Origin of the sequence: Porifericola rhodea (genome assembly GCF_030506305.1) — a bacterium.
Lineage (GTDB): Bacteria > Bacteroidota > Bacteroidia > Cytophagales > Cyclobacteriaceae > Catalinimonas > Catalinimonas rhodea.
Genome location: NZ_CP119421.1, coordinates 2,119,459 through 2,140,546, shown reverse-complemented (window position 1 = coordinate 2,140,546; position 21,088 = coordinate 2,119,459). Strand labels below are relative to the sequence as shown.

Below are 21,088 nucleotides of genomic sequence, written 5' to 3'. Positions count from 1 at the left end.
CTAGCGGAAGTTATGGAAAACGTAAATTCAAATACCAAATACATAGATGTGCCTACTATGGCCGACATGGCTGCTCAAGGTACTGAACCAGAAATTCTTTTTTGGGTAGGCTGTGCCGGCTCTTTTGACGATCGGTACAAAAGAGTCACCAAAGCCTTTGTTAAAATACTTAATGAGGTAGGTGTAAAATTCGCAGTACTTGGGCCAGAAGAAAGCTGTACTGGAGACCCTGCCAGAAGAGCCGGCAATGAGTTTCTGTTTCAAATGCAGGCTGCTACAAATATAGAAGTACTTAATGGGTACAACATTCAGAAGATAGTTACTGCCTGCCCCCACTGTTTTAATACAATAAAAAATGAGTACCCCGAACTGGGAGGAGACTATGAGGTGATTCATCATTCTACATTTCTTCAACAACTCATAAATGAGGGGAGAATAAAAATGCAGGGGGGCGGCACGTTCAAAGGCAAGAAAATTACTTATCATGACTCCTGCTTTTTGGGCCGTGCTAACAATATTTATGAGGCCCCGCGCCAGGTATTAGAGTCTTTGGACGCAGATCTGGTAGAAATGAAGCGCTGCCGTACTAAAGGCTTCTGTTGTGGCGCGGGAGGGGCTCAAATGTTTAAAGACGCTGAGCCTGGCAAAAAAGAAGTTAATATAGATAGAACAGAAGAGGCTCTCTCTACTGGAGCCAATACTATAGCTGTGGCTTGTCCCTTCTGTATGACTATGATGAGTGATGGCGTTAAGAATAAAAACAAAGAAGCTGAAGTACAGGTAAAAGACCTGGCGGAACTCATTGCTGAAAACAAGAAACTTTAGAATCAACCACAAGCCCACTTGAATGTGGGCTTTTTTGCTAATGCCCTCCCAATTCTACCTTTGATTTTTAGTAAGCATTAAACTGACTCCTATTTAAATAACTTGCTATCTCTTTCCCCTCCTTTTGTAGAGCTTAAATTTCACCCAATTCAATAGGTCTTTCGCAGCCGCTTTCTTATATTTTTTATCTCCAAAAAACGTTGTCCTTTATGAAACGTTATTAGTACAATAAGTCTTTGATAAATTTGAATTAGTATTTTAGCATTTTATAAGCCCCAAATCTTAATTAATATGTATATTCCTTTTGAAGATATGCCATCTCAGGCTCGTGTATGGATTTATCAGGCAAGTAGGCCACTGAGTCAGGCGGAAGAAAATTATGCCATGCAACTTGGGCAACAGTTTGCGATAGCTTGGTCTGCTCATGGCAAACCTTTGCAGGCCTCTGTTAAGATATTCCACCAGCGCTTTCTTATTGTTGCAGTTAATGAGGATTATAATCAGGCGAGTGGTTGCGCGATTGATGCTTCAGTAGCACTAGTAAAGGAGCTAGAAGAGAAGTTTAGTACTGAAAGAGAAAGTTTTTCCTTTTTTGACCGTACTAAAGTTGCCTTCTTATACCAGAATGAGGTTTTTGTAGAATCAACCACTGCCTTAAAAAAGCAGATTACAGAAGGAAAAATAACTCCTGATACTTTAACCTTTAACAATCTGGTTAAGAATGTAGAAGAGTTGAACAAAGGCTGGGTAATTCCTGCAAAAGACTCTTGGCTTTCCCGCTACTTTAAGACAGCATAAGCACATAATTTACGGCTGATTACAGCGTTTCTACTAGTGAGAGCAAACTATTGAGCATATTAACTAGCAATATTATATTGCGATTGACTACTATTCATTTAATAAGCTATGATGAAAAATTTTGCAGGCCTGTACTACCTGGTACTTATGCTATTAATGCTAAGTGCATGTAATGCCGGCAAGAGAGCATTAATCAAAGGTTTTAACAGTTTTGAAAGTGGTGAGTATGATGTAGCAATCGACCATTATAAGGTTGCTATAGACAATGGGGTAGAAACAGCTCTTTCTAATTATAAGATTGCTGAAGCCTTTCGTCTGAGCAACCGTCTGCAAGAAGCACGCCCCTATTATGAAGCTGCCATAGAATATGGTGTTCCGGATACATCTGCAGTATTTCACTATGCGCTCTCGCTCAAACAAAACGGAGAGTATGAGCAGGCAAAAGCCCAGTTGCAGGAATACCTGGAATACTCAGAAGATACAACTCTGGAGTATACTAACTGGGCCCGTCAGGAGCTAGACAATTTAGATCGCTTAGGAAACATTATCTCTAAAGATGTCTATTACGAAATAGAAAATAAAGAAGTATTAAACACAGATGGAGCAGAATACGCCCCTACAGTGCATAGAGGCTCTTTTTATTTCACCTCTTCTCGTAATAGCGAAAAGGTTTACAAAGCTACCGGAACTGGCTTTACTAACATATTTCGTGCTCCCATAGAAAATGGAGATATACTCATCAGTGAGGCTCAAACCCTGGGCGAAGAGTTTGCCAATGAAATTATTAACGAAGGTTGTATCACTTTTTCACCAGATGGTAGAACAATGGTTTTTGCCCGTGGCAATAGCGGAAAGCGTAAGGGAACGCGTGATGTCAATCTTTATATTTCCCGTTATCAGAGAGGAGAGTGGACGACCCCGGAAATTATGACAATCAATGATCCTGAAGCCTGGGACTCTACACCTACCTTTAGCCGTGATGGTCGTACATTATATTTTGCCTCAAATCGTCCGGGAGGATATGGAGGTATTGACTTGTACTCCGCAAGAGTAGATAATGGAGGTAGATGGAGCAGCGTACGTAATATGGGGGAAACCATCAATACACCCGGCAATGAAATGTTCCCCTATGTTACCGATGATGGCAAACTGTACTTTTCTTCTGATGGACACCCTAGTATGGGAGCATTGGATATTTTTGTTGCCATACGTAAGGATGGACAGATAAGCATTGAAAACCTTGGCCCTCCTGTAAACTCTACTGCTGATGACTTTGGAATGACCTTCACCAGTATTAAAGATGGATACTTTACTTCTAACCGCGCCGGAGGTATGGGTGATGATGATATCTATGCATTTGTTAATAATGATCCCTCTCTTAAGACAGTTAATTATTTTTTAGCAGGTATTACAGTTACCGAGAAAGAGGATTCTGGAGAGGAGGTCAACCTACAGGATGTAAAGGTTAGCCTTGCTTTCCCTGAAGGGAGCACAATTGATAGTAAAAACTCTGGAGGAGATGCCAAATTTAAGTTTCCGGTAGAAGGAGGAACGAACTACGAGCTTATCGGCGAAAAAGATGGGTACTTTACTACGCGTGTTCCATTTAGTACTGTTGGTAAAACCATACCACAAGAAGAGCTGGTAGAGATGGTTACAGATACTACTTTTACAACCAAGTTAGTGCTCAATAAAATTGTACTGGACAAGGCTATTGTATTAGAGAATATATACTATGAGTTTGACCAATCTTTTATTACGGCAGCAGCGGCGGTAGAATTGGATAAACTGGTAAAAATTCTCGAAGATAATCCTCAAATTAGTATAGAGTTGAGCTCTCACACTGACTCCAGAGGGGAAAACGATTATAATCAGGAGCTTTCGCAACGCAGGGCTGAATCGGCAGTCCAATATCTGGTAGATAGCGGTATTTCGCCTGATCGTATTACTGCACGAGGTTATGGAGAGCAGCAATTAATAATTAAAAATGCGATGACAGAAGAGCAACACGAGATCAATCGTAGAACCGAATTCAAAGTAACACGTGTTGATAATAGTCGCGCCGACGCCTCAAACTAGCTAAATAAATAACTCATATAATTGCCTGCTTAATCAGATATCGTTAAGCAGGCTTTTTTTATTTCAGCCTCACGCTACAATTTGTACCTTTGCAATCTAGCGAATAATAAACCTATGAGTGAAAGATACGATCAGCGTGGTGTTTCTGCATCTAAAGAGGATGTACATCAGGCTATAAAAAATCTGGATAAAGGCATTTTCCCTAATGCATTCTGCAAAGTAGTTCCAGATCTTTTGGGAAACGATCCGGACTATTGCAATATCATGCATGCCGATGGTGCCGGTACTAAGTCTTCCTTAGCATATCTCTACTGGAAAGAAACCGGAGACCTCTCTGTCTGGAAGGGTATTGCACAGGATGCAATCATTATGAATATTGATGATCTGATATGCGTAGGAGCTCTGGATACAATACTATTATCTTCTACTATAGGCAGAAACAAAAACCTGATTCCTGGAGAAGTGATTAGTGCTATCATTAATGGTACTGAAGAGGTGCTGGAAATGCTCCGCTCTCATGGAGTAGAAATTATTAGTACTGGAGGTGAAACAGCCGATGTGGGGGACCTGGTAAGGACTATTATTGTGGACAGCACGGTAACTACTCGCATGCGCCGAGATCAGGTAATTACCAACGAAAATATTCAGGCTGGCGACCTAGTAGTAGGATTGGCTTCTTTTGGCAAAGCCAAATATGAAGAGAACTATAATGGCGGTATGGGGAGCAATGGACTTACATCTGCCCGACACGACGTATTTCACCACTTGCTGGCAAAAAAATATCCCGAAAGCTTTGATCCTCAAGTACCCGACGCACTGGTATATAGTGGAAGCAAGGCACTCACAGAGAGTTTTACAACTACAGAGGGGGAACAGATAGATATTGGAAAGCTTGTACTGGCTCCTACCCGTACTTATGCTCCTGTCATGAAAAAAGTTCTGGATCAACTACGCCCGCATATTCACGGTCTTATCCACTGTAGTGGAGGGGCGCAAACCAAAGTATTAAACTTTATTGGTGACCTTCATGTAATTAAGGACAATCTATTTGATACCCCCCCTCTTTTTTCAATTATACAAGAAGAAAGCGGAACGGACTGGCAGGAGATGTATAAGGTTTTCAATATGGGACATCGTATGGAGGTATATCTTTCAGAAGAGCACGCACAACTTGTTATTGATATTGCTGAAAGTCTGGGTGTAGAAGCCAAAATAATTGGAAGAGTCGAGCGATCGGAGCAGAAGCAGGTTACGATCAAAGGAGCGCATGGAGAATTTGTCTACCACTAATTAGTGCACTTCATAATCATAGAGCAATTGTAGTATTAAGCGCTCTAACTCTATGGGTCGCTGTGTACCCAGCAGTATCTTGCGATCATTTGTAAGTTCTAGCTGAAGTCCATAGCGACCTTTAACGGTATACGCATTGCCGTGGCTACCAAACTTTATTCCCCACCCTCCATACTCGCTTAGCGCATCGTATTCTCTTATTCGTACCTCTTCTATCTCACTCCACTGAATGCTACGGTATTGAAGATGAAGTGGAAAAAAACGATAGTGAATTCCTTTATCGTCTATCTTGGTTATAAGATGAGACTGGTATACAAAGACTGTAAGCAGTGCGAGCAGGATAGCAACAAATACTATGGAAGAGAAGGTTAGTAAGTTCTCGCCAAATGCTTGCTTGAAAACAATCTGGTGAGCACCCATAAGCACTAATCCGGCAAAACCCATAGACAGTATCATCCATATCCAGGTCTGACGTACCTTTTGTAGCTCTTCAAAGTGTGCCTTTGGTGAAGAGCTATAAGTGGCTCTAGAAGTAACATCAAGGTTCACCATTACGCGCAAAGTTACTAAAATTATATACTTTAGCTTAAAATAGACAAGTATAATTACCTGAGATTTTATGGTAATATCAAACAACATTTTATTTTGCTGTTGTAATGAAAACGCTAAATAACAACTATAATTTTATTTTTAGACAACATTTATTCTTAGCATTCTTTCATAATGTCTTATTACCTCTAATAACAGCGGCATCACTATTTTTCACTTATTACAGATAATACTTTTACGCTTTTTTTTCTATTTACTTTCATGTAATATACCAGTCCAAAATGATAACTTGCGCAGCCTATGCTAACTAAGATACTCAACGCCACCCTTGTCAATGAAGGTCAAACCTATCAAGCAGACCTGCTTATAGAAGACAAGTTTATCAGCAGAATTGATAAAGATTTAAGCTCTCTTCCTACTGACAAAACCATAGATGCTCAAGGATTATATTTGCTGCCTGGGCTGATTGACGACCAGGTGCATTTCCGTGAGCCTGGTCTTACGCATAAAGCAGAATTGTATACAGAATCAAGAGCAGCAGTAGCTGGAGGTATTACTTCCTTTATGGAAATGCCCAATACAGTACCTAATACCTTAACACAAAAACTTCTGGAAGAAAAGTATCAACTGGGTGCAGCCAAGTCTTTAGCAAACTATTCTTTTTTTATGGGGGTATCTAACCATAACCTGGAAGAGGTGCTTAAAACTAACCCTAAAGAAGTTTGTGGGCTCAAAGTATTTATGGGTTCATCTACTGGTAACATGCTGGTCGATAATGAAACTACACTTCGTAATGTGTTTCAAAAAGCAGAAATGCTAGTAGCTACGCACTGCGAAGATGAGCAAACCATTCGTGAAAATATGCAGAGCTTTAAAGAGCAATACGGTGAGGATGTGCCTATAGCAATGCACCCTGTTATTCGTAGTGCCGACGCCTGCTACAAATCTTCTTCACTGGCAGTAAGCCTTGCCAAAGAGTATAATACGCGTCTACATATTCTACATATTTCCACTGCTAAAGAGACTACGCTATTTGAGAATAGCAGCCCACTGAGCAAAAAAAGAATTACTTCTGAAGCCTGCATTCATCACCTTTGGTTTGACGACAGTAATTATGCTGATAAGGGGACTTTTATTAAATGGAACCCCGCTGTAAAAACTGCAGAAGATAAAGAAGGGATACTAAAAGCTGTATTAGACGGCCGCATAGATGTAATTGCCACTGACCACGCACCACATACCAAAGAAGAGAAACAACAAACTTATTTTAAAGCCCCTTCTGGTGGGCCATTGGTTCAGCATAGCCTGGTTACCCTACTGGAGATGTATCATCAGGGTAAAATTACACTTGAGAAAATAGTAGAAAAAGCTGCTCACAATCCTTCCATCTTATTTGAAGTAGACCGTAGAGGTTATCTACGTGAAGGTTATTATGCAGACCTGGTGCTGGTTAACTTAAATGAGCCCTGGCAGGTAACTCCAGCTAACATTCTTTCTAAATGTGGATGGTCCCCTTTTGAAGGACAGACTTTTACCTCTAAGGTGAAGCATACCTGGATTTCAGGACACCATGCCTACATTAATGGACAAATAAATGATTCTCAATTGGGAATGAGGCTACACTTTCAGCGTTAATATTTTGCTGTAGAATCGCTCCATAAGCAATTTATTCGTAATAATATTGTTTATATTGTGCTCCTGCTGACGACTAATTTAACACCCACAAAGAGTAGTTATTTTGACCAAGGCTTTCAGTTTTATAATAGCAACGCTTACCTTACTTGCTTACATAAGCCCTTATATTTCGCCTGCTAGTTTCTGGATAACGGGTTTTTTTTCGTTAGCCATACCCATACTATTGCTGATGAACCTTGGGCTTCTCTTTTACTTCATCACCCGCTTTCATGCTCTTTTGTTTTTGCACCTATGTCTATTAGTCGTAGGTACACCTTATATATCATCTAGCTTTTCGTATAATCCAGACCTCAAGAGCGAAGTGAATAGCACACATATAAGCGTACTCAATTATAATGTCCGAGTATTCAACACTTATGCATACCTTCAAAACAAGAATACACCTGGTAAATCTATGGTCAATTGGATTGCCAAGAATGACGCAGATATAAAATGTCTTCAGGAGTTTTACAACGACAATAAGTCAGAGGTATTTAATACTACTAGCAGAATAGCTCAAGCCAACAATAATGCAGTAGTAGTAAAGCCAGCGTTTGTTAATCGCATAGGAGCACAATTTGGCCTGGCAATCTTTAGCCGCTTCCCTATAATTCATTCTGGAGAAGTGCTAAACGAGGAGTCAAAACATCAACATGCTATATTCGCCGATGTAAATACCGGAGAGGATACAATAAGGGTTTACAATACGCACCTTCAGTCTATGAGTATAGATGAAAACAAGATTGGAGAATTTGAACAGGCTAAAGAAAACTATCTAAACATTGCTAAAAAGCTTAGGTTTGGCTTTGTAGAAAGAGCCAAACAAGTAGATAACCTGGTAAACCACATCCTACAAAGCCCCTATCCTGTTATTGTTTGTGGCGATTTTAACGACTTACCTTACAGCTATACATACCTTACTTTAAAACAACATTTGTCTAATGCTTTTGAAGAGGCAGGGCATGGCTTTGGTTTTAGCTATAATGGAAAGTTATTCTTTTTAAGAATAGACAACCAATTTTATAGCAAGCAGCTCAGAGCAACTAGCTTTAATATCTACCGCGACATCTCATATTCTGATCATTTTCCTATTCGTGCAGAATATAGTCTGAATCCTTAATATTTTTCTACAAAAAGGATGTCAGCATTTGGCAATCTGCCTTAGTATTTCTACTTTTGTAGCCTCATAATCTGGTGATTGTAGCTCAGTTGGTTAGAGCGCTGGTTTGTGGCACCAGAGGTCGCGGGTTCGAGTCCCGTCTTTCACCCTAAAACCGCTTTTAATTAATTAAAAGCGGTTTTTTTGTTATATTGTGTTGCCCTTTGTGAAGTTGGCAACTCGCAGCGCTTATTATTAACTTACAGCTTTATATCCGGGAAAGAATGATCTCCTCCTCTCGCTTTATGTCTTTATCGCTGAGAAGCAAGATCCAGGTCTTGTACAGAGAGGGTACATTCGTAGTAGCCATCCGTTACTACAACTATAAGGTAAATCTATACCTTCTTCATGGCTTTTATGTAGAAGTGTTCTACAACCATAAAGATGATAAGATTGAAAAAATCAATCTACTGGAGAGCTCTCATTCCCGCATGAAGTTTTATACCGACCAGATCTCTTTACCAGAAGACCTGCTGTAGCCTTATCTAAATGGTTACATTCCCCCAATTTTCCCCAGATCTGATCCTGTTAAGTTGAGTATGTGTGATATTAAAGCGTTTGGCAATCATGCTTAACCGAGTCTTGTTACTCTTTAATAATCTTTTGATTACCCTCACATCCGACTCTGTAAGCTTATAACCTGTAGTACGGCTACGTAAAATAGCAGGGTTCTTATTATTGTGCTTGGTTAGCTCCTCCTCAGTCATCCATTTTAGATTATGACGATTATTGTTTTTCTTATCATAATCAAGATGGACTACGTAGCGATGTTCTTCGCTAGGGCGTGGAATAAACGCCATAGCTACCAAACGGTGTATGTAGTGGGTTTGTGATACTTTTTTGCCCAAGCGAACCATCACCGAAAGATACCCATTAACATCAGAGCCTTTCATAATACGGCCCTTTACTTTGTCGACGGCATAACTTTTTACTCTTCCGTGGCTGGAAACTTCGTATAGCGCATGGGGCAGGTCTGTTTCTAGGTCGATTTCCTTCCAGACCTCATTTCTATACCTATCTAAACTCATGACTAAAAATTTAGTAGTTAAAAAATCTAAATGAAGAATGTAAAAGTTATATCAATAGCAGCTACGTTTGGTTTTACATGCTTGCAAGTTTGAGCAATTGCTCATGTATTTTCAGTACAGCAGGTAGCAGCATTTGTTGTTCGTCATTTTTAATCGTGAAGTCTGCCAATTCTTCTCTTTGACTATCTGTCCACTGTTTTTGAATAATACTTTCTACCTGTTGTTTATCTCTATGTAAATCTCGCATTAACACTCTTTGTAATCTAAGTGTTTCGGGCGCACTTACATTTATTACTTTGTCCAATTCTTTATAGCTTCCCGTTTCAAAAAGTAAAGCAGCCTCCTTTAAAACATAAGTGCTACCCCCTATATCAGATCTCCATTTATTGAAGTCTTCTCCTACTCTGGGGTGAACTAATGCGTTCAAAACCTTTCTTTTGTTTTCATCTTTAAAAATAGTATTAGCCAGATATGCGCGATTTACACTTCCATCCTCATTATAGGCATCTGTACCAAACTCCTGAATAATTTGCTGTTTTAGCACATTATCGTGTGAAATAAGCCATTTAGCGCGATCATCTGACGAATAAACAGGCACGCCTAACACTAAAAAAATTTTACAGACCAGACTTTTACCTGATCCGATACCTCCAGTAATACCTACTGAAAAAAAATTACTGAACATTTTCAATTCTCAACTTAGAGGGACTGATTGCTATGTTTTTAGCGAAATCAGGATATGTTTTAAGTACCGGGGTTAGTGTGCTATCTTCTACGTTCAAGGTACGTAAATTTGCTACTACTTCAAAGTTATAACCATCAATTAAGTCTTTATACTCATTTTGCACCCAAAATGTTACCTTTACACGCTTAGTAGATAATTGCAATGAGGTGTCATCCGGGAAGTTTACAGGTGTTACCTCTATAGTGCGTGTTACTAAATCAAAGGGGGCTACTCTAAACCATACGTTAACTTCTTCTGGCGTAATACTAACCAGGTCTGAACGGTTATAAGAAACTTCTATACTTTGCTCAAAATCAGTGTTAATCTCACTGTCTGGGTCAGGTAAGTTGAGCATAAGAGTATCCTGCATACTGCTTAGTACAGTGCGAGGCCCTCTTACTATAGCAGTTTTGGAAGACAGGTTGATTGGTGAAACTAATTGATAAGAGTCTCCCAGAGGAATAGAGGAAGGGTTTATAGCAAGTACTACTTCCTTTTCAGCAGCTTCATCTATATTGATATATAGCGTATCCGTGATGACCGTAGTAAGCCTTACGTCACCCAATTGTTCGCTAAGTTCTTCTGAAAGAGATTCGCCCGTAATATATTTTGTGTTTACGGGATCATTCAGTTCAATATCAATAGGAGGGGTATCAAAGAGAAGTGTTTTACGAAGGAGGTTCCACCCTCCACCACTTACTTCTATGTTGATGTTCTCTGGCAGCGAGCTTAACAGATAAGTGCTATCCTGGTTATAAACGAAGTTGAGGGGGTATTGTAAACGGGTAGTATAGTCTGATTTATTTAGGGCACTAAAAAACCAAAAGGTAGTAGCTGCTAACATGCAGAGCATTACTACCTTCAGTTTTTCTTTATTAGAGGGGAAAAACCGCACAAACTGATGCAGCTTTTCTTTTATATCTATTCTGCCCTGGCGCAAGAGATCAGGATTTTGTTACGTACTTCTTGCTAGATTCTAGTGAGATTGAGCTTTTTTCAAACTTAATTTTAGCACCACGGTCTACCTCAAGGATAAAAGTATCATCTTCCACTGCCACTACTTTTCCATGCACGCCTCCCACGGTCACTACCATGTCTCCTTTCTTCACAGAATCAATAAAACTACGTTGATCTTTCTGCCGCTTTTGTTGCGGACGGATCATAAAAAAGTAAAAAATTAAGGCAATACCTCCAATAAGAAGCAAATTACCAATAAGGCCACCTTGTCCGTCGGTGGCCTGTAATAGGATGGATGTTAGCATATTTGTTTTAGTGTTACTCTATTTTCTGACAGGTCCTGCTGCCTCTCCGTTATCTTTTTTTGGCATTACGTTACTTTTGATCGTCAGTCTGGTGATTGTAGGATCAGTATTAGCAGTAATACTTACTGTTTTGTTCTGAATACCCGGCTTGTTAGCACTATTAAACTTCACCTGAATTTCACCAGTTTCTCCTGGTGCTACTGGCTGACGAGGATAGCTAGGTACAGTACAACCGCAAGATGCTGAAGCACTTTGAATAACCAATGGAGCTTCGCCCGTATTAGTAAATTTAAAAGTATGTTCTACAACATCACCTTCGGTAATTGAGCCAAAGTCATAAGAGCTTTCCTCAAAATCAAACTTAGGCACTTCGCCAGTAGGAGCACTAGTAGTACTAGTCTCGGTTTGACTGATTTGAGAAGTAAGCGCTGCCGATTTTGATGCAGGAGCTTTTGCTTCCAAGTCTGCTACTCTTCTTTCAAGGTCTGCTACTTTGTCTTCCAGTGCTGCGTTATCACATGAAGAAAGCAATACGCCTGCAGAAAAGAAAGCTAATATGCCAATATTCAACCTTTTCATTGTGCTTGTATTTATTAATAAAACAGAATTAATACTTATTAAGTATTATTTTTTGATTTGATCTAACAGATTATCTACATCATCAAGGAGTTGCTTGGCTTTCTCTCTGGCATCGTTAATTACACGCTCTCCGTCTGACTTAGCCACACTATCTGGAAGCTGTTCCTTAGAACGAACAAGGTCAGATAACAGTTCCTCCAATTTACCTTTGTATTTTTCTAGTCTGAAGGTTACTCTGTCACGAGTATTGATACCTGAATCAGGCGCATACAAAATACCCGCTACAGCTCCGGCTAGCAAACCGGAAAAAAATACCAACAAACTACTACCCGTTTTGCTCATAATTATTCTATTTAACCTTATAAATTCAAATTTACATAAAAGTACAAAGGACTTTTCATCCTTGCTAACGAATATAATGGTATTAATACGCTAATGCCTCTGAAATATTACCTACTGATTGTCAATAAGCCCTCTTCCGCTTTTTCGGATCATGTTTCGGTCCTGAAGTTCCTGGGCGATTACGTCCAGCATACCATTGACAAACTGCTTACTCTTATGGGTGCTGTAGTTCTTTGACAAGTCAATATACTCGTTAATGGTGACCTTCACTGGAATACTGCTAAAATTCAGCATTTCGGCTATCGCCATTTTTATTACAATGCTATCCAGGCTCGCGATTCGCTCTACCGACCAGTTTTTAGACTTTTCCTTAATCAGTGTTTCATACTCCAGATCATTTTTTATAGTCAGTTTATAAAGATCTCTCAAAAACTCACGGTCTTCTTCCCAGTTAGGTGTAAGCTCCACAATCTCTATTTCTCCAGAATCTTCATCTAAAGATTTTACAGTTTTATTAACCATGCTCTTGATTGCCTTACTATTCTCTGCCCAGTTAATATCATTCTCTTCAAATACATTAGCAATCGGTTCACTTTTTAGTATGATGTTGTTAAAGATATAACGAACGATCTTAATGTCTTCTTCTAAGCCCGGCTGTTCCGACATTTGGTACTTCTTAAACTCCTCGTCAGTCTTTACACTGTTTTTGTACCACTGTCTGATTTCCACCACGTGCTCATTCCAGTTGAGCTTTCTCTGTTCGGCTTCTCGCTGAAGCTCTTCGCTATCACGTATTGCCTGTATTACTTTGTTTAGGTAAAAGTTGGTGTGCACTTCTACCTGAGGTCTAGCGGAGTAAGATGGTTTTTGCTGGTCACGGTGCGACTCTTCTGCCAGCTCCACTAGAAGCAACAAAAACAACAGATAATGATCGGCAATTCTTTCGGTGGAGCTCAACATCTGATTAAGCAGAAAAGACTCATCTTTGCTACACTGCCTTTCATACAGACGTACGGCTTCTTCGGCCACCTTGCGATGCTTGTCATCTGCTTCGCGCATAGGCTTATGCCCAAAATAATCTTCCAGCAGCTCTGCTGCCAGTTTACTCTCAGCAGCAAGTTGATGTTTATCCTGCACCTCCATAGAGTTAAGGTCTGGCTGATAAGCGTCTTGTATATGTTGAAATGCCAGCTCATAGTTTGATCTCTGGCATTGTTTATAGGCATATACATGTTGCATCGCCTTGGCTCTTAATATTCTTCTGTTTAGCATGTCTTTATTTGATAATACGCGAGTAGCTGACTAGTAACACTGATCTACAGCAAAAAATTTACCTTTTCTAAAAAAGTTTAACCTAGCACTTACAGGCTACGGTGTAGCTGCCCGATAGCAGAAATTCTGGCTTCGGCCACTTCTATTGCCATTAACTGAGCATTTTGTTGCTGTACTTTTGCTTTTTTGAGTACTTCCAGGCATTTATCATAAATACCTTCCGCCTTTTGATAAAGGTATTCTTTATTAAACTCTCCCATGTACTCAGCCGCTACTGCCATAATTCCTCCGGCATTTACCAAAAAGTCAGGAGCGTATATAATCCCTTTATCCATCAGCATTTGCCCGTGTTTTTCTTCATCTTCCAGTTGGTTATTAGCTCCTCCGGCAATAGCTGTACACTTGAGTTTAGGTATACTATAGTCATTCAGGGTAGCTCCTAAAGCGCATGGAGCATATATATCTGACTCTATATCAAATATCTGCTCAGGACTAACTACATGAGCCCCGTACTCTCGGGAGGCGTATTGCAGCCTATCTTCTTCTATATCTGATACAAAGACATCACTTTTTTCTTCTACCAGATACTGCAAAAGACGCATACCTACGGCTCCTACCCCCTGAAGCATTACTTTTCTACCTTCCAGGCTATCTGTACCAAAAGCTTGTTTGGCAGCTGCCTTAATACCCATATATACACCAAAAGCCGTAATGAGCGAAGAAGATCCTCCTCCTCCCAGAGCTTCAGGTAAGCCTGTTACGTGCGAAGTTTCCATACGTATGTACTCCAGATCTCTGGTGCTGATATTAACATCTCCAGCAGTTACATACTTTCCGTTCAGGCTTTCAATAAATTTACCAAAACGCCTTAGATACGTCTCAGACTTCAGTTTTTTAGGATCACCAATTAACACAGCTTTACCGCCACCTATATTGAGCCCAGAGATGGCAGACTTATAAGTCATACCCCGGGATAACCGAAGTACATCTAGTATTCCTTCTTCATCACTCGCATAGTTCCACATACGAGTACCTCCCATTGCCGGCCCCAAAACGGTAGAGTGTATTCCTATTATTGCCTTTAGGCCAGTGGCCTCATCATAACACTGAACGATTTGCTCATGGCCGTACTTAGCCATAATATCAAATGTGTTCATTCCTTTTTCTTCTGTACTACCCGACAAACTTTCTACTGTATTTACTTTCATTATTTTTGCACTCTACTTGTATAGTGGCTGCTTTTTGTGCGTCTATTCCACTACTTAGCTGTAAAGCTGTACAAAAGTAGATTTTTTTTCAGAAGTATACCAATTAACAAAAAGGTTGAAAGAACCATTTGTTAAGGAAACCGTTGAAACAAAAAGTGAAAGAACTTAGCTACTTAAATAAGTATCTGCTCAAGTATAAGTACAGGCTTTTACTGGGCTTACTCTTCATTATCATATCCAATGTATTTGCAATTATTCCTGCTCAGATCGTCAGGAGAGCGATAAATCTGGTAGAAGAGAACATTGCGCTATTCAGGATATATGATGGACTGGAACTACAGGACCTTATCTATCAAATCTTTGCAGGTAGTATTTTTATATACGGCGCAGCCATACTTCTTATGGCCCTGCTTAAAGGTCTATTTACCTTTCTTACCAGGCAGACCGTTATTGTGGTCTCTCGTCTGATTGAATTTGACCTCAAAAACGAGGTATATGATCATTATCAATCATTGCCTACCAGCTTCTACCGTAGAAATAATACCGGCGACCTTATGGCGCGTATCTCAGAAGATGTGTCTAAGGTAAGAATGTACCTTGGGCCGGGTATTATGTATGGGCTTAACTTGTTTACCCTCTTTGCCATTCTGATCCCGTACATGTTCTCTGTTAATGTGCGCCTGACTTTATATACTCTTATTCCTCTTCCTATACTTTCATTGAGTATATATTATGTCAACAATATTATTAACCGCCGCTCCGAAGAGATACAGCAAAGTCTTTCGGGGCTTTCTACTTACGTGCAGGAGGCTTTTTCAGGAATAAGAGTGATTAAATCTTTTGTCAGAGAAAAAGATTCTTCAGAAAAGTTTATAGAAGCCAGCAATGACTACAAAGATAAGTCTATACGTCTGGCGTTTGTTAACGCTCTTTTCATTCCGCTCATTGTAGCACTCATCGGCCTTAGCTCCGTAATTACTGTATTTATAGGCGGGGCTGAAGTGATTAAAGGGGCTATTTCTCCAGGAGTTATCGCTGAGTTTATTATTTATGTAAATATGCTAACCTGGCCCGTTACTTCTCTGGGCTGGATTACCAGCATTATTCAGCGAGCGGCAGCTTCTCAAAAGCGGATTAATGAGTTTTTGAATATTAAAAACGATATTATCTCTGGAGAACAGAAGCAAGAAATTAAGGGAGATGTTTCCCTTGAAAATGTTTCTTTCGTATACCCTGACTCTGGCATACGGGCACTTAACCAAATTTCTTTTGATGTTAAGTCTGGCCAGTCCATTGCCATTATCGGTACTACCGGCTCTGGTAAAAGTACTATTGCCAACATTATACCGCGTATGTACGATGTAGAAGAGGGAGAAGTTAAAATTGATGGTACCAACATCCGTAATTTTGATTTACAGACGCTCCGTAGCCAGATTGGTTATGTTCCGCAAGATGTATTCCTCTTCTCAGACACTATTTACAACAATATCGCTTTTGGCTCAGTAAACATTGGAGATCAGGAGGTACAGGAAGCTACCAATCATGCTGATCTTAGAAATACCATTGACGATTTTCCCGATGGGCTAGCTACCAAATTAGGTGAAAGAGGAATTACCCTCTCCGGCGGACAAAAGCAAAGAGTGTCAATAGCAAGAGCGATTGCCCGTGACCCTAAAATTTTAATACTGGACGACTGCTTATCTGCGGTAGATACCAAGACAGAAAATACTATTCTTACTAGCCTTAAAGAGATTATGCAAGGCAGAACAACCATTATTATCTCTCACCGTGTTTCATCCGCTAAACTTGCTGATAAAATAGTGGTACTGGATGACGGCAGAATTGTTGAAGAAGGTACCAATGAGTCTTTACTGGAAAAAGGCGGGGTATACAAAACTTTGTACGACAAACAGATGCAGGCAGACGAAGCTGAAAAGCAGGCTAAGACCTATAGCTGATTTTGTATTGCCGAGCTTCATGCCTAATATTGTTATTTACTGAGGTTCCTCTTACTTTCACATCGTCAAATTTGAACTAGCAGAACTTTTTTGTATGCAAGGACAAGGTGCTAACAATACATATTGGGGTAATATTAAAGAAGGCATAAGCTCTATGCTAGGTGGCTTAAAACTCTCTTTCCGTCATTTGCTGGACGCCAAAAACCATCGCCAACCGATAGGTATTGAAAACGAAAAATATTTTGAGCAGAATACCGGGATTGTTACGCTACAGTACCCCAGCGAAAAAATTCCTGTACCAGACAATGGTCGCTACAAGCTACACAATGAAATTGAAGACTGCATTGTGTGTGACAAATGTGCCAAAATTTGCCCCGTTAACTGTATTGAAATTGAGGCTGTACGCTCTGTAGAAGAAATAGGAAAAACCTCAGATGGCTCCTCTAAACGCCTATACCCTGCCAAGTTTGATATTGATATGGGCAAATGCTGCTTTTGTGGCTTATGCACAACTGTATGCCCAACGGAGTGTCTCACCATGACCAAAGACTATGACTTTAGCGAGTTTGATGTAGATGATCATAACTTCTCATTTTCTAACATGACTCCACTGGAGATTTTAGAAAAGAAAAAGGAGTTGGATGAGTTTATGAAGAAGAAAGAAAAAGCTAAGGCTGAAGCTGCTGCCAAAAAAGACGCCAGTGGCACAGCATCTTCTGCCAAACCCAGCATGAAGCCAAAAGTAGGAGGAGTTAAGCCTAAACCTGCTTACAAACCTAAAGCGGGAATGATGAAGCCAAAAATTAAGCCTAAAACCTCTGGGGGTGATCCTCAGGAAATGGCTAAAAAACTTATGGATGACAAAAAGAAAAAAGAACAGCAAAACAAAGCTGACGGCACTAACCCCGAGGATTAAGCTATGAGCCCCACCCATATTATTTTCTATATTTTCGCTGGTTTTGCAATACTAAGTGCGGCTATGATCCTTTTTACCCGTAATGTATTGTATGCTGCTTTTTTGCTAATCATCAGTTTTTTAGGGGTAGCAGCCGTATACATTTTTTCAGGCGCAGACTTTCTGGCTATTACCCAGGTGATGGTATATGTGGGCGGGATACTGGTGCTTATGATTTTTGGTGTTATGCTTACCAATAAAATTTCTGGTCAGGCAGTGTTAACCCAAGGGCAGCATCAGTTTTGGGGAGCTATTATAGGTTTGTCGCTATTTGGTCTGTTAAGTTTTGCTATACTTCAGGTAAATTTTCAGTCTTTGGCATGGATAAAGGAGGCCCAGTCTACCAAGGGACTGGTAGAAAGCTCTACTGTTAAACAGCTCGGCGTTCTTCTGATGACAGACTATGTGCTGGCTTTTGAGCTAGCTGGTATTCTACTACTGCTCGCTCTAATTGGAGCGGCATTTATAGCCAAACGGCAGCTGGACTAGAAATCCTGCCAGGCTCTTCTCCTCTGAAGTTTCAGGTCACTTAGCATTGCTGATTTAACATTGACCTGCACGTGATAAGATGTAAACCTACCAAAAGGCACCCAGTTAAACTGGAAATCAAAGCAGCCCAGATCACGGAATACGTCTATACTGGTTTGGGTAATCTCTTCATTGACAAAATCATAGCCTGAGCTAAACTGCACCTTCCATTTGGGGGCTACGCTAACATCCCCAGAGAACATAACTGACTGCCTTACTTTATCTTCTTCGCCAGCAATCTGCCTACGCCTTGGGTCATTGGTATAACTTAGATTATAGCGCAGTCGTATGCTCCAGGGAATATCAAAATCCACATAGTCGCTTCTGTTCTGATTGATATAGGCCAATTCTTCTTCTGTGACATCCGCATTCTCTGTTTTTGTGTCTGCGTCTTTCCCTTTCTTTTTCTTGGGTTGAAAATTAGTACTCAGTGCCAAGCTGGCTCGTGTAATAGTACCAAGTTTAAACCCGTCGTTTTCGTCAGAAGGTACCCAGGCGTACCGATCTACCCTGGTAAAGTTCTCATAAACCTTAAAGCTTGAAGTACCTTGTGTGCCCACGGTATCAAAAGGTTCAAAATTATCTTTTACATAAGAGTAGGGATCCATTGACATGGATGCATTGATGTTAACCTTGTTATCAAACAAGCGAGTACGACCCGATATATTTAAGGGAGCCAGCTTAAACGAGTCTGCCATTAGGTTATAGCTTGTACTTAATGACAAACTCTCAAAAATTGGTATTTTACGAGTAGCTTTTGCATTCTCGGTCGTGTCTTTGTCATTCCTTACTTTCATCTCCAGGTTATTGTTCAGAGAGAAACCTACCGAACCACTCTTGCCAGGGGAAGGAGCGCCATAAATAAAGCCATCGTAAATAGATATAAGCTTTTCGTTACGGTCATAGCCAGTATTGGGGTCTATTAGTACCTCATCGTCCAGCCTTACTCTTTGATAGTAGCCATAGCTTTCTTCAGAAAAGTCAGGACGATAACTTAAACTGACCGAAGGAATCACGGTATGTCGTATGGCCTGTATTTTCTCACCACCGATATTAAATAAACCGTAAAACCGGGTATTTACCCCAAGGCTTGTATTCCAGGAAGAAGCTCGCGAAAAGCCATTTCTTTCGTTCACAATCACTTTACCAGGAATGCTTTCATCATCATAATCTAGCTCTTTCAGATACCAAAGCTCCTCATAGTTAAAAGAGGGAGAAACAGTAAAGTAGTTAAAAACATTAAAAGAGGTAGAAATAGGTATAGAGTGCTCCACACCCGTTTGCGTACGATCCAGAATCGCAGACAAATTATCTCCGTTAATAGCAAGCACACTATCTGCCAGCGGATCCCGGTTGGCGATAATATCTGTAGACAAACCACTGGGGGTACTTACCCGTTCGTTAGTAAACTGGTTTCTGGCCGACATACGGTACCCCACATTCACTTTAGCAAGCCAGTTACTTCTGGAAGTTACAATATTTTTAAAAGGGTATACCCTGTTCATGTTTAAGGATACTTCCGGCAAAATTACGTTGAACACCTCAGTCAATAAATTCTGATTATGACGGAAGCTCATTGCCATATTAAAAGGTGTATTGCGGAATGATGTAGAATAGGAAACCGTAGAGCTTAAGGTGGTCCGTAGGTTGCTCTCTACATTTGTCGTAGGGTTGTTCTGAATATAAGAGCTGGTAGCAATATTGACTGAAGCAGAGAACCGGCTATTACCCCTTGATTGTGGAGTATGCCTGAAGGTAAGACGAAAATCGTTGGCTTCTTCTTTCTCAGCCCCATCAGGGTCTAAAAGTTGGCGGTTATACTGAAAATTGAGCCCTCCATTATAGGCGTAGCGCTTACGATAATCAGAAATAATAGAAAAGCCATAACTTCCTCTGGAATAGATATCACCCAGAAGGGTCAGATTTACATAATCGTTGATATCAAAATAGTAGCCCCCATTCTTCAGAAAAAATCCTCTGCGCCTCTCTTCCCCATAGGTAGGAATGATAATACCTGAATTCTCGCGACGAGGCATGGGAAAAATACCAAAGGGCAACCCTAAAGGAGTCGGAATATCGGTAATCACCAGGTTAAAGGGGCCAGATACTACCAACTCTCCCGGAACTACCTTCATCTTTCTGGATTTAATATAAAGATCCGGTGTTTCGCCTGGTTCACAGTCACATGGTGTGTACCAACCCTTATTTATAAATACCTCGTCGTTTTCGTTTTTCTTTACACTCTCTCCGTATACATAACCTTCTGCCTCCTGAGGGCGGGTAAGCACTCCTTTTATATAGGCCTTACGAGTCTTAAAATTGTACCTAATCGTTTCTGTTTGGTACTCTTCCGCCCCTTCTGTAAAAAGAGGCTGCCCTACCACTTTTCCGGTCGAGTCTGGCATACCTTTGGCGGTAAGCATGTTGTTGACCCAATCTAACTCTACATAGGCTGCCTCTAGTTTTACTTCACCATAATCTATTTTGGCATCACCATACAGGTAAATTTTCCTGTTAACTACGTCAAAGTAGATAGAGTCCTGGGCACTATAGTCTATGGTTGTTTTAATATCTCCCTGCGCCTGGGAACTATCAACAGCCACAGTGGTTGTATCGCTAGTTGGCAGTGTATCTAAGGGGATAGTATCTGAAGCCAAAGTATCTGATAAGGAAGGAGATAACACCCCAGTCGTATCGTTCTGAAAGGGTCTTTCGCCTTCCTGAGCAAAGAGATCAGCCAAGCTGATGAATAATAATGACAGGCTACATGCGTATTTTAAATAAGTCAACCGCTATTTCAGTTTTTAATAAAATGTATCAACTTTGTACAAAGTTATTGTTTGTTTATCTAACAACCG

Annotated in this window: 20 protein-coding genes and 1 tRNA gene; 11 read left to right on the top strand and 10 right to left on the bottom strand. The window is 40.3% G+C overall.

Features of this window, described 5'->3' with window-relative positions; genetic code table 11:
* Positions 1–12 precede the first annotated feature (12 nt).
* The 4 genes from PZB74_RS08815 to PZB74_RS08800 all read left to right on the top strand — a co-directional run bounded on the left by PZB74_RS08815 (position 13) and on the right by PZB74_RS08800 (position 4,992).
* The gene (locus PZB74_RS08815; protein ID WP_302242215.1) at positions 13–825 is read left to right on the top strand and encodes a (Fe-S)-binding protein; all 813 of its coding nucleotides are present in this window, start codon (positions 13–15) and stop codon (positions 823–825) included.
* 291 nt (positions 826–1,116) lie between these two features.
* Positions 1,117–1,623, top strand: coding sequence for a hypothetical protein (locus tag PZB74_RS08810; protein WP_302242214.1), 507 nt, complete (start codon positions 1,117–1,119; stop codon positions 1,621–1,623).
* Positions 1,624–1,731: 108 nt separating this feature from the next.
* Positions 1,732–3,702, top strand: coding sequence for a CHU_0125 family OmpA-like outer membrane integrity protein (locus PZB74_RS08805; RefSeq protein WP_302242213.1), 1,971 nt, complete (start codon positions 1,732–1,734; stop codon positions 3,700–3,702).
* A gap of 114 nt (positions 3,703–3,816) precedes the next feature.
* Complete coding sequence (locus PZB74_RS08800) at positions 3,817–4,992, top strand: AIR synthase related protein (protein WP_302242211.1); 1,176 nt, start codon at positions 3,817–3,819, stop codon at positions 4,990–4,992.
* On the opposite strand, the gene PZB74_RS08795 is transcribed toward PZB74_RS08800, so the two are convergent.
* Positions 4,993–5,544, bottom strand: a complete 552-nt coding sequence (locus PZB74_RS08795) for a hypothetical protein (RefSeq protein WP_302242210.1) — start codon at positions 5,542–5,544, stop codon at positions 4,993–4,995.
* Between the two features lie 297 nt (positions 5,545–5,841).
* On the opposite strand from PZB74_RS08795, the gene PZB74_RS08790 reads away from it, so the two are divergent.
* From PZB74_RS08790 to PZB74_RS08775, 4 genes are all read left to right on the top strand, one after another.
* A complete protein-coding gene (locus tag PZB74_RS08790) occupies positions 5,842–7,176 on the top strand; it encodes a dihydroorotase (protein WP_302242209.1) in 1,335 nt (444 codons plus the stop codon).
* A 103-nt stretch (positions 7,177–7,279) separates the two neighbouring features.
* Entirely contained in the window at positions 7,280–8,335 is a 1,056-nt protein-coding gene (locus PZB74_RS08785) for an endonuclease/exonuclease/phosphatase family protein (RefSeq protein WP_302242207.1), read from the top strand.
* A 73-nt stretch (positions 8,336–8,408) separates the two neighbouring features.
* Positions 8,409–8,484: transfer RNA gene (locus PZB74_RS08780), tRNA-His, on the top strand.
* Positions 8,485–8,598: 114 nt separating this feature from the next.
* Positions 8,599–8,853: a hypothetical protein gene (locus PZB74_RS08775; protein WP_302242206.1), complete on the top strand. Its 255-nt coding sequence runs from the start codon at positions 8,599–8,601 to the stop codon at positions 8,851–8,853.
* Positions 8,854–8,859: 6 nt separating this feature from the next.
* Here the strand turns inward: PZB74_RS08775 and PZB74_RS08770 are convergent, their stop codons facing one another.
* The 8 genes from PZB74_RS08770 to PZB74_RS08735 all read right to left on the bottom strand — a co-directional run bounded on the left by PZB74_RS08770 (position 8,860) and on the right by PZB74_RS08735 (position 14,789).
* A complete protein-coding gene (locus PZB74_RS08770) occupies positions 8,860–9,402 on the bottom strand; it encodes an NUMOD4 domain-containing protein (protein WP_302242205.1) in 543 nt (180 codons plus the stop codon).
* Between the two features lie 73 nt (positions 9,403–9,475).
* Positions 9,476–10,087, bottom strand: coding sequence for a dephospho-CoA kinase (gene coaE / locus PZB74_RS08765; protein WP_302242203.1), 612 nt, complete (start codon positions 10,085–10,087; stop codon positions 9,476–9,478).
* Positions 10,077–11,066 carry a YbbR-like domain-containing protein gene (locus PZB74_RS08760; protein WP_302242202.1) on the bottom strand — a complete coding sequence of 330 codons (990 nt, stop codon included), beginning with the start codon at positions 11,064–11,066 and terminating at the stop codon, positions 10,077–10,079. Before PZB74_RS08760 ends, coaE begins: the two co-directional genes overlap by 11 nt.
* A 4-nt stretch (positions 11,067–11,070) precedes the next feature.
* Entirely contained in the window at positions 11,071–11,388 is a 318-nt protein-coding gene (gene yajC / locus PZB74_RS08755) for a preprotein translocase subunit YajC (protein WP_302242201.1), read from the bottom strand.
* Between the two features lie 18 nt (positions 11,389–11,406).
* A complete protein-coding gene (locus PZB74_RS08750) occupies positions 11,407–11,967 on the bottom strand; it encodes a DUF1573 domain-containing protein (RefSeq protein WP_302242199.1) in 561 nt (186 codons plus the stop codon).
* A 45-nt stretch (positions 11,968–12,012) separates the two neighbouring features.
* A complete protein-coding gene (locus PZB74_RS08745) occupies positions 12,013–12,309 on the bottom strand; it encodes a YtxH domain-containing protein (RefSeq protein WP_302242197.1) in 297 nt (98 codons plus the stop codon).
* A gap of 111 nt (positions 12,310–12,420) precedes the next feature.
* The gene (gene nusB / locus PZB74_RS08740; RefSeq protein WP_302242195.1) at positions 12,421–13,581 is read right to left on the bottom strand and encodes a transcription antitermination factor NusB; all 1,161 of its coding nucleotides are present in this window, start codon (positions 13,579–13,581) and stop codon (positions 12,421–12,423) included.
* An 89-nt stretch (positions 13,582–13,670) separates the two neighbouring features.
* Positions 13,671–14,789 (bottom strand): Glu/Leu/Phe/Val family dehydrogenase, encoded by a 1,119-nt coding sequence (locus PZB74_RS08735; RefSeq protein ID WP_436837126.1) that lies wholly within the window; start codon positions 14,787–14,789, stop codon positions 13,671–13,673.
* Between the two features lie 155 nt (positions 14,790–14,944).
* On the opposite strand from PZB74_RS08735, the gene PZB74_RS08730 reads away from it, so the two are divergent.
* The 3 genes from PZB74_RS08730 (at position 14,945) to PZB74_RS08720 (ending at position 18,191) form a co-directional block, all read left to right on the top strand.
* The gene (locus PZB74_RS08730) at positions 14,945–16,747 is read left to right on the top strand and encodes an ABC transporter ATP-binding protein (RefSeq protein ID WP_302242193.1); all 1,803 of its coding nucleotides are present in this window, start codon (positions 14,945–14,947) and stop codon (positions 16,745–16,747) included.
* Positions 16,748–16,841: 94 nt separating this feature from the next.
* Positions 16,842–17,663 (top strand): 4Fe-4S dicluster domain-containing protein, encoded by an 822-nt coding sequence (locus tag PZB74_RS08725; RefSeq protein WP_302242191.1) that lies wholly within the window; start codon positions 16,842–16,844, stop codon positions 17,661–17,663.
* A gap of 3 nt (positions 17,664–17,666) precedes the next feature.
* Positions 17,667–18,191: an NADH-quinone oxidoreductase subunit J family protein gene (locus PZB74_RS08720; RefSeq protein WP_302242190.1), complete on the top strand. Its 525-nt coding sequence runs from the start codon at positions 17,667–17,669 to the stop codon at positions 18,189–18,191.
* Here the strand turns inward: PZB74_RS08720 and PZB74_RS08715 are convergent.
* Complete coding sequence (locus tag PZB74_RS08715) at positions 18,188–20,971, bottom strand: putative LPS assembly protein LptD (RefSeq protein WP_302242189.1); 2,784 nt, start codon at positions 20,969–20,971, stop codon at positions 18,188–18,190. The genes PZB74_RS08720 and PZB74_RS08715 overlap by 4 nt on opposite strands.
* Between the last annotated feature and the right edge of the window lie 117 nt (positions 20,972–21,088).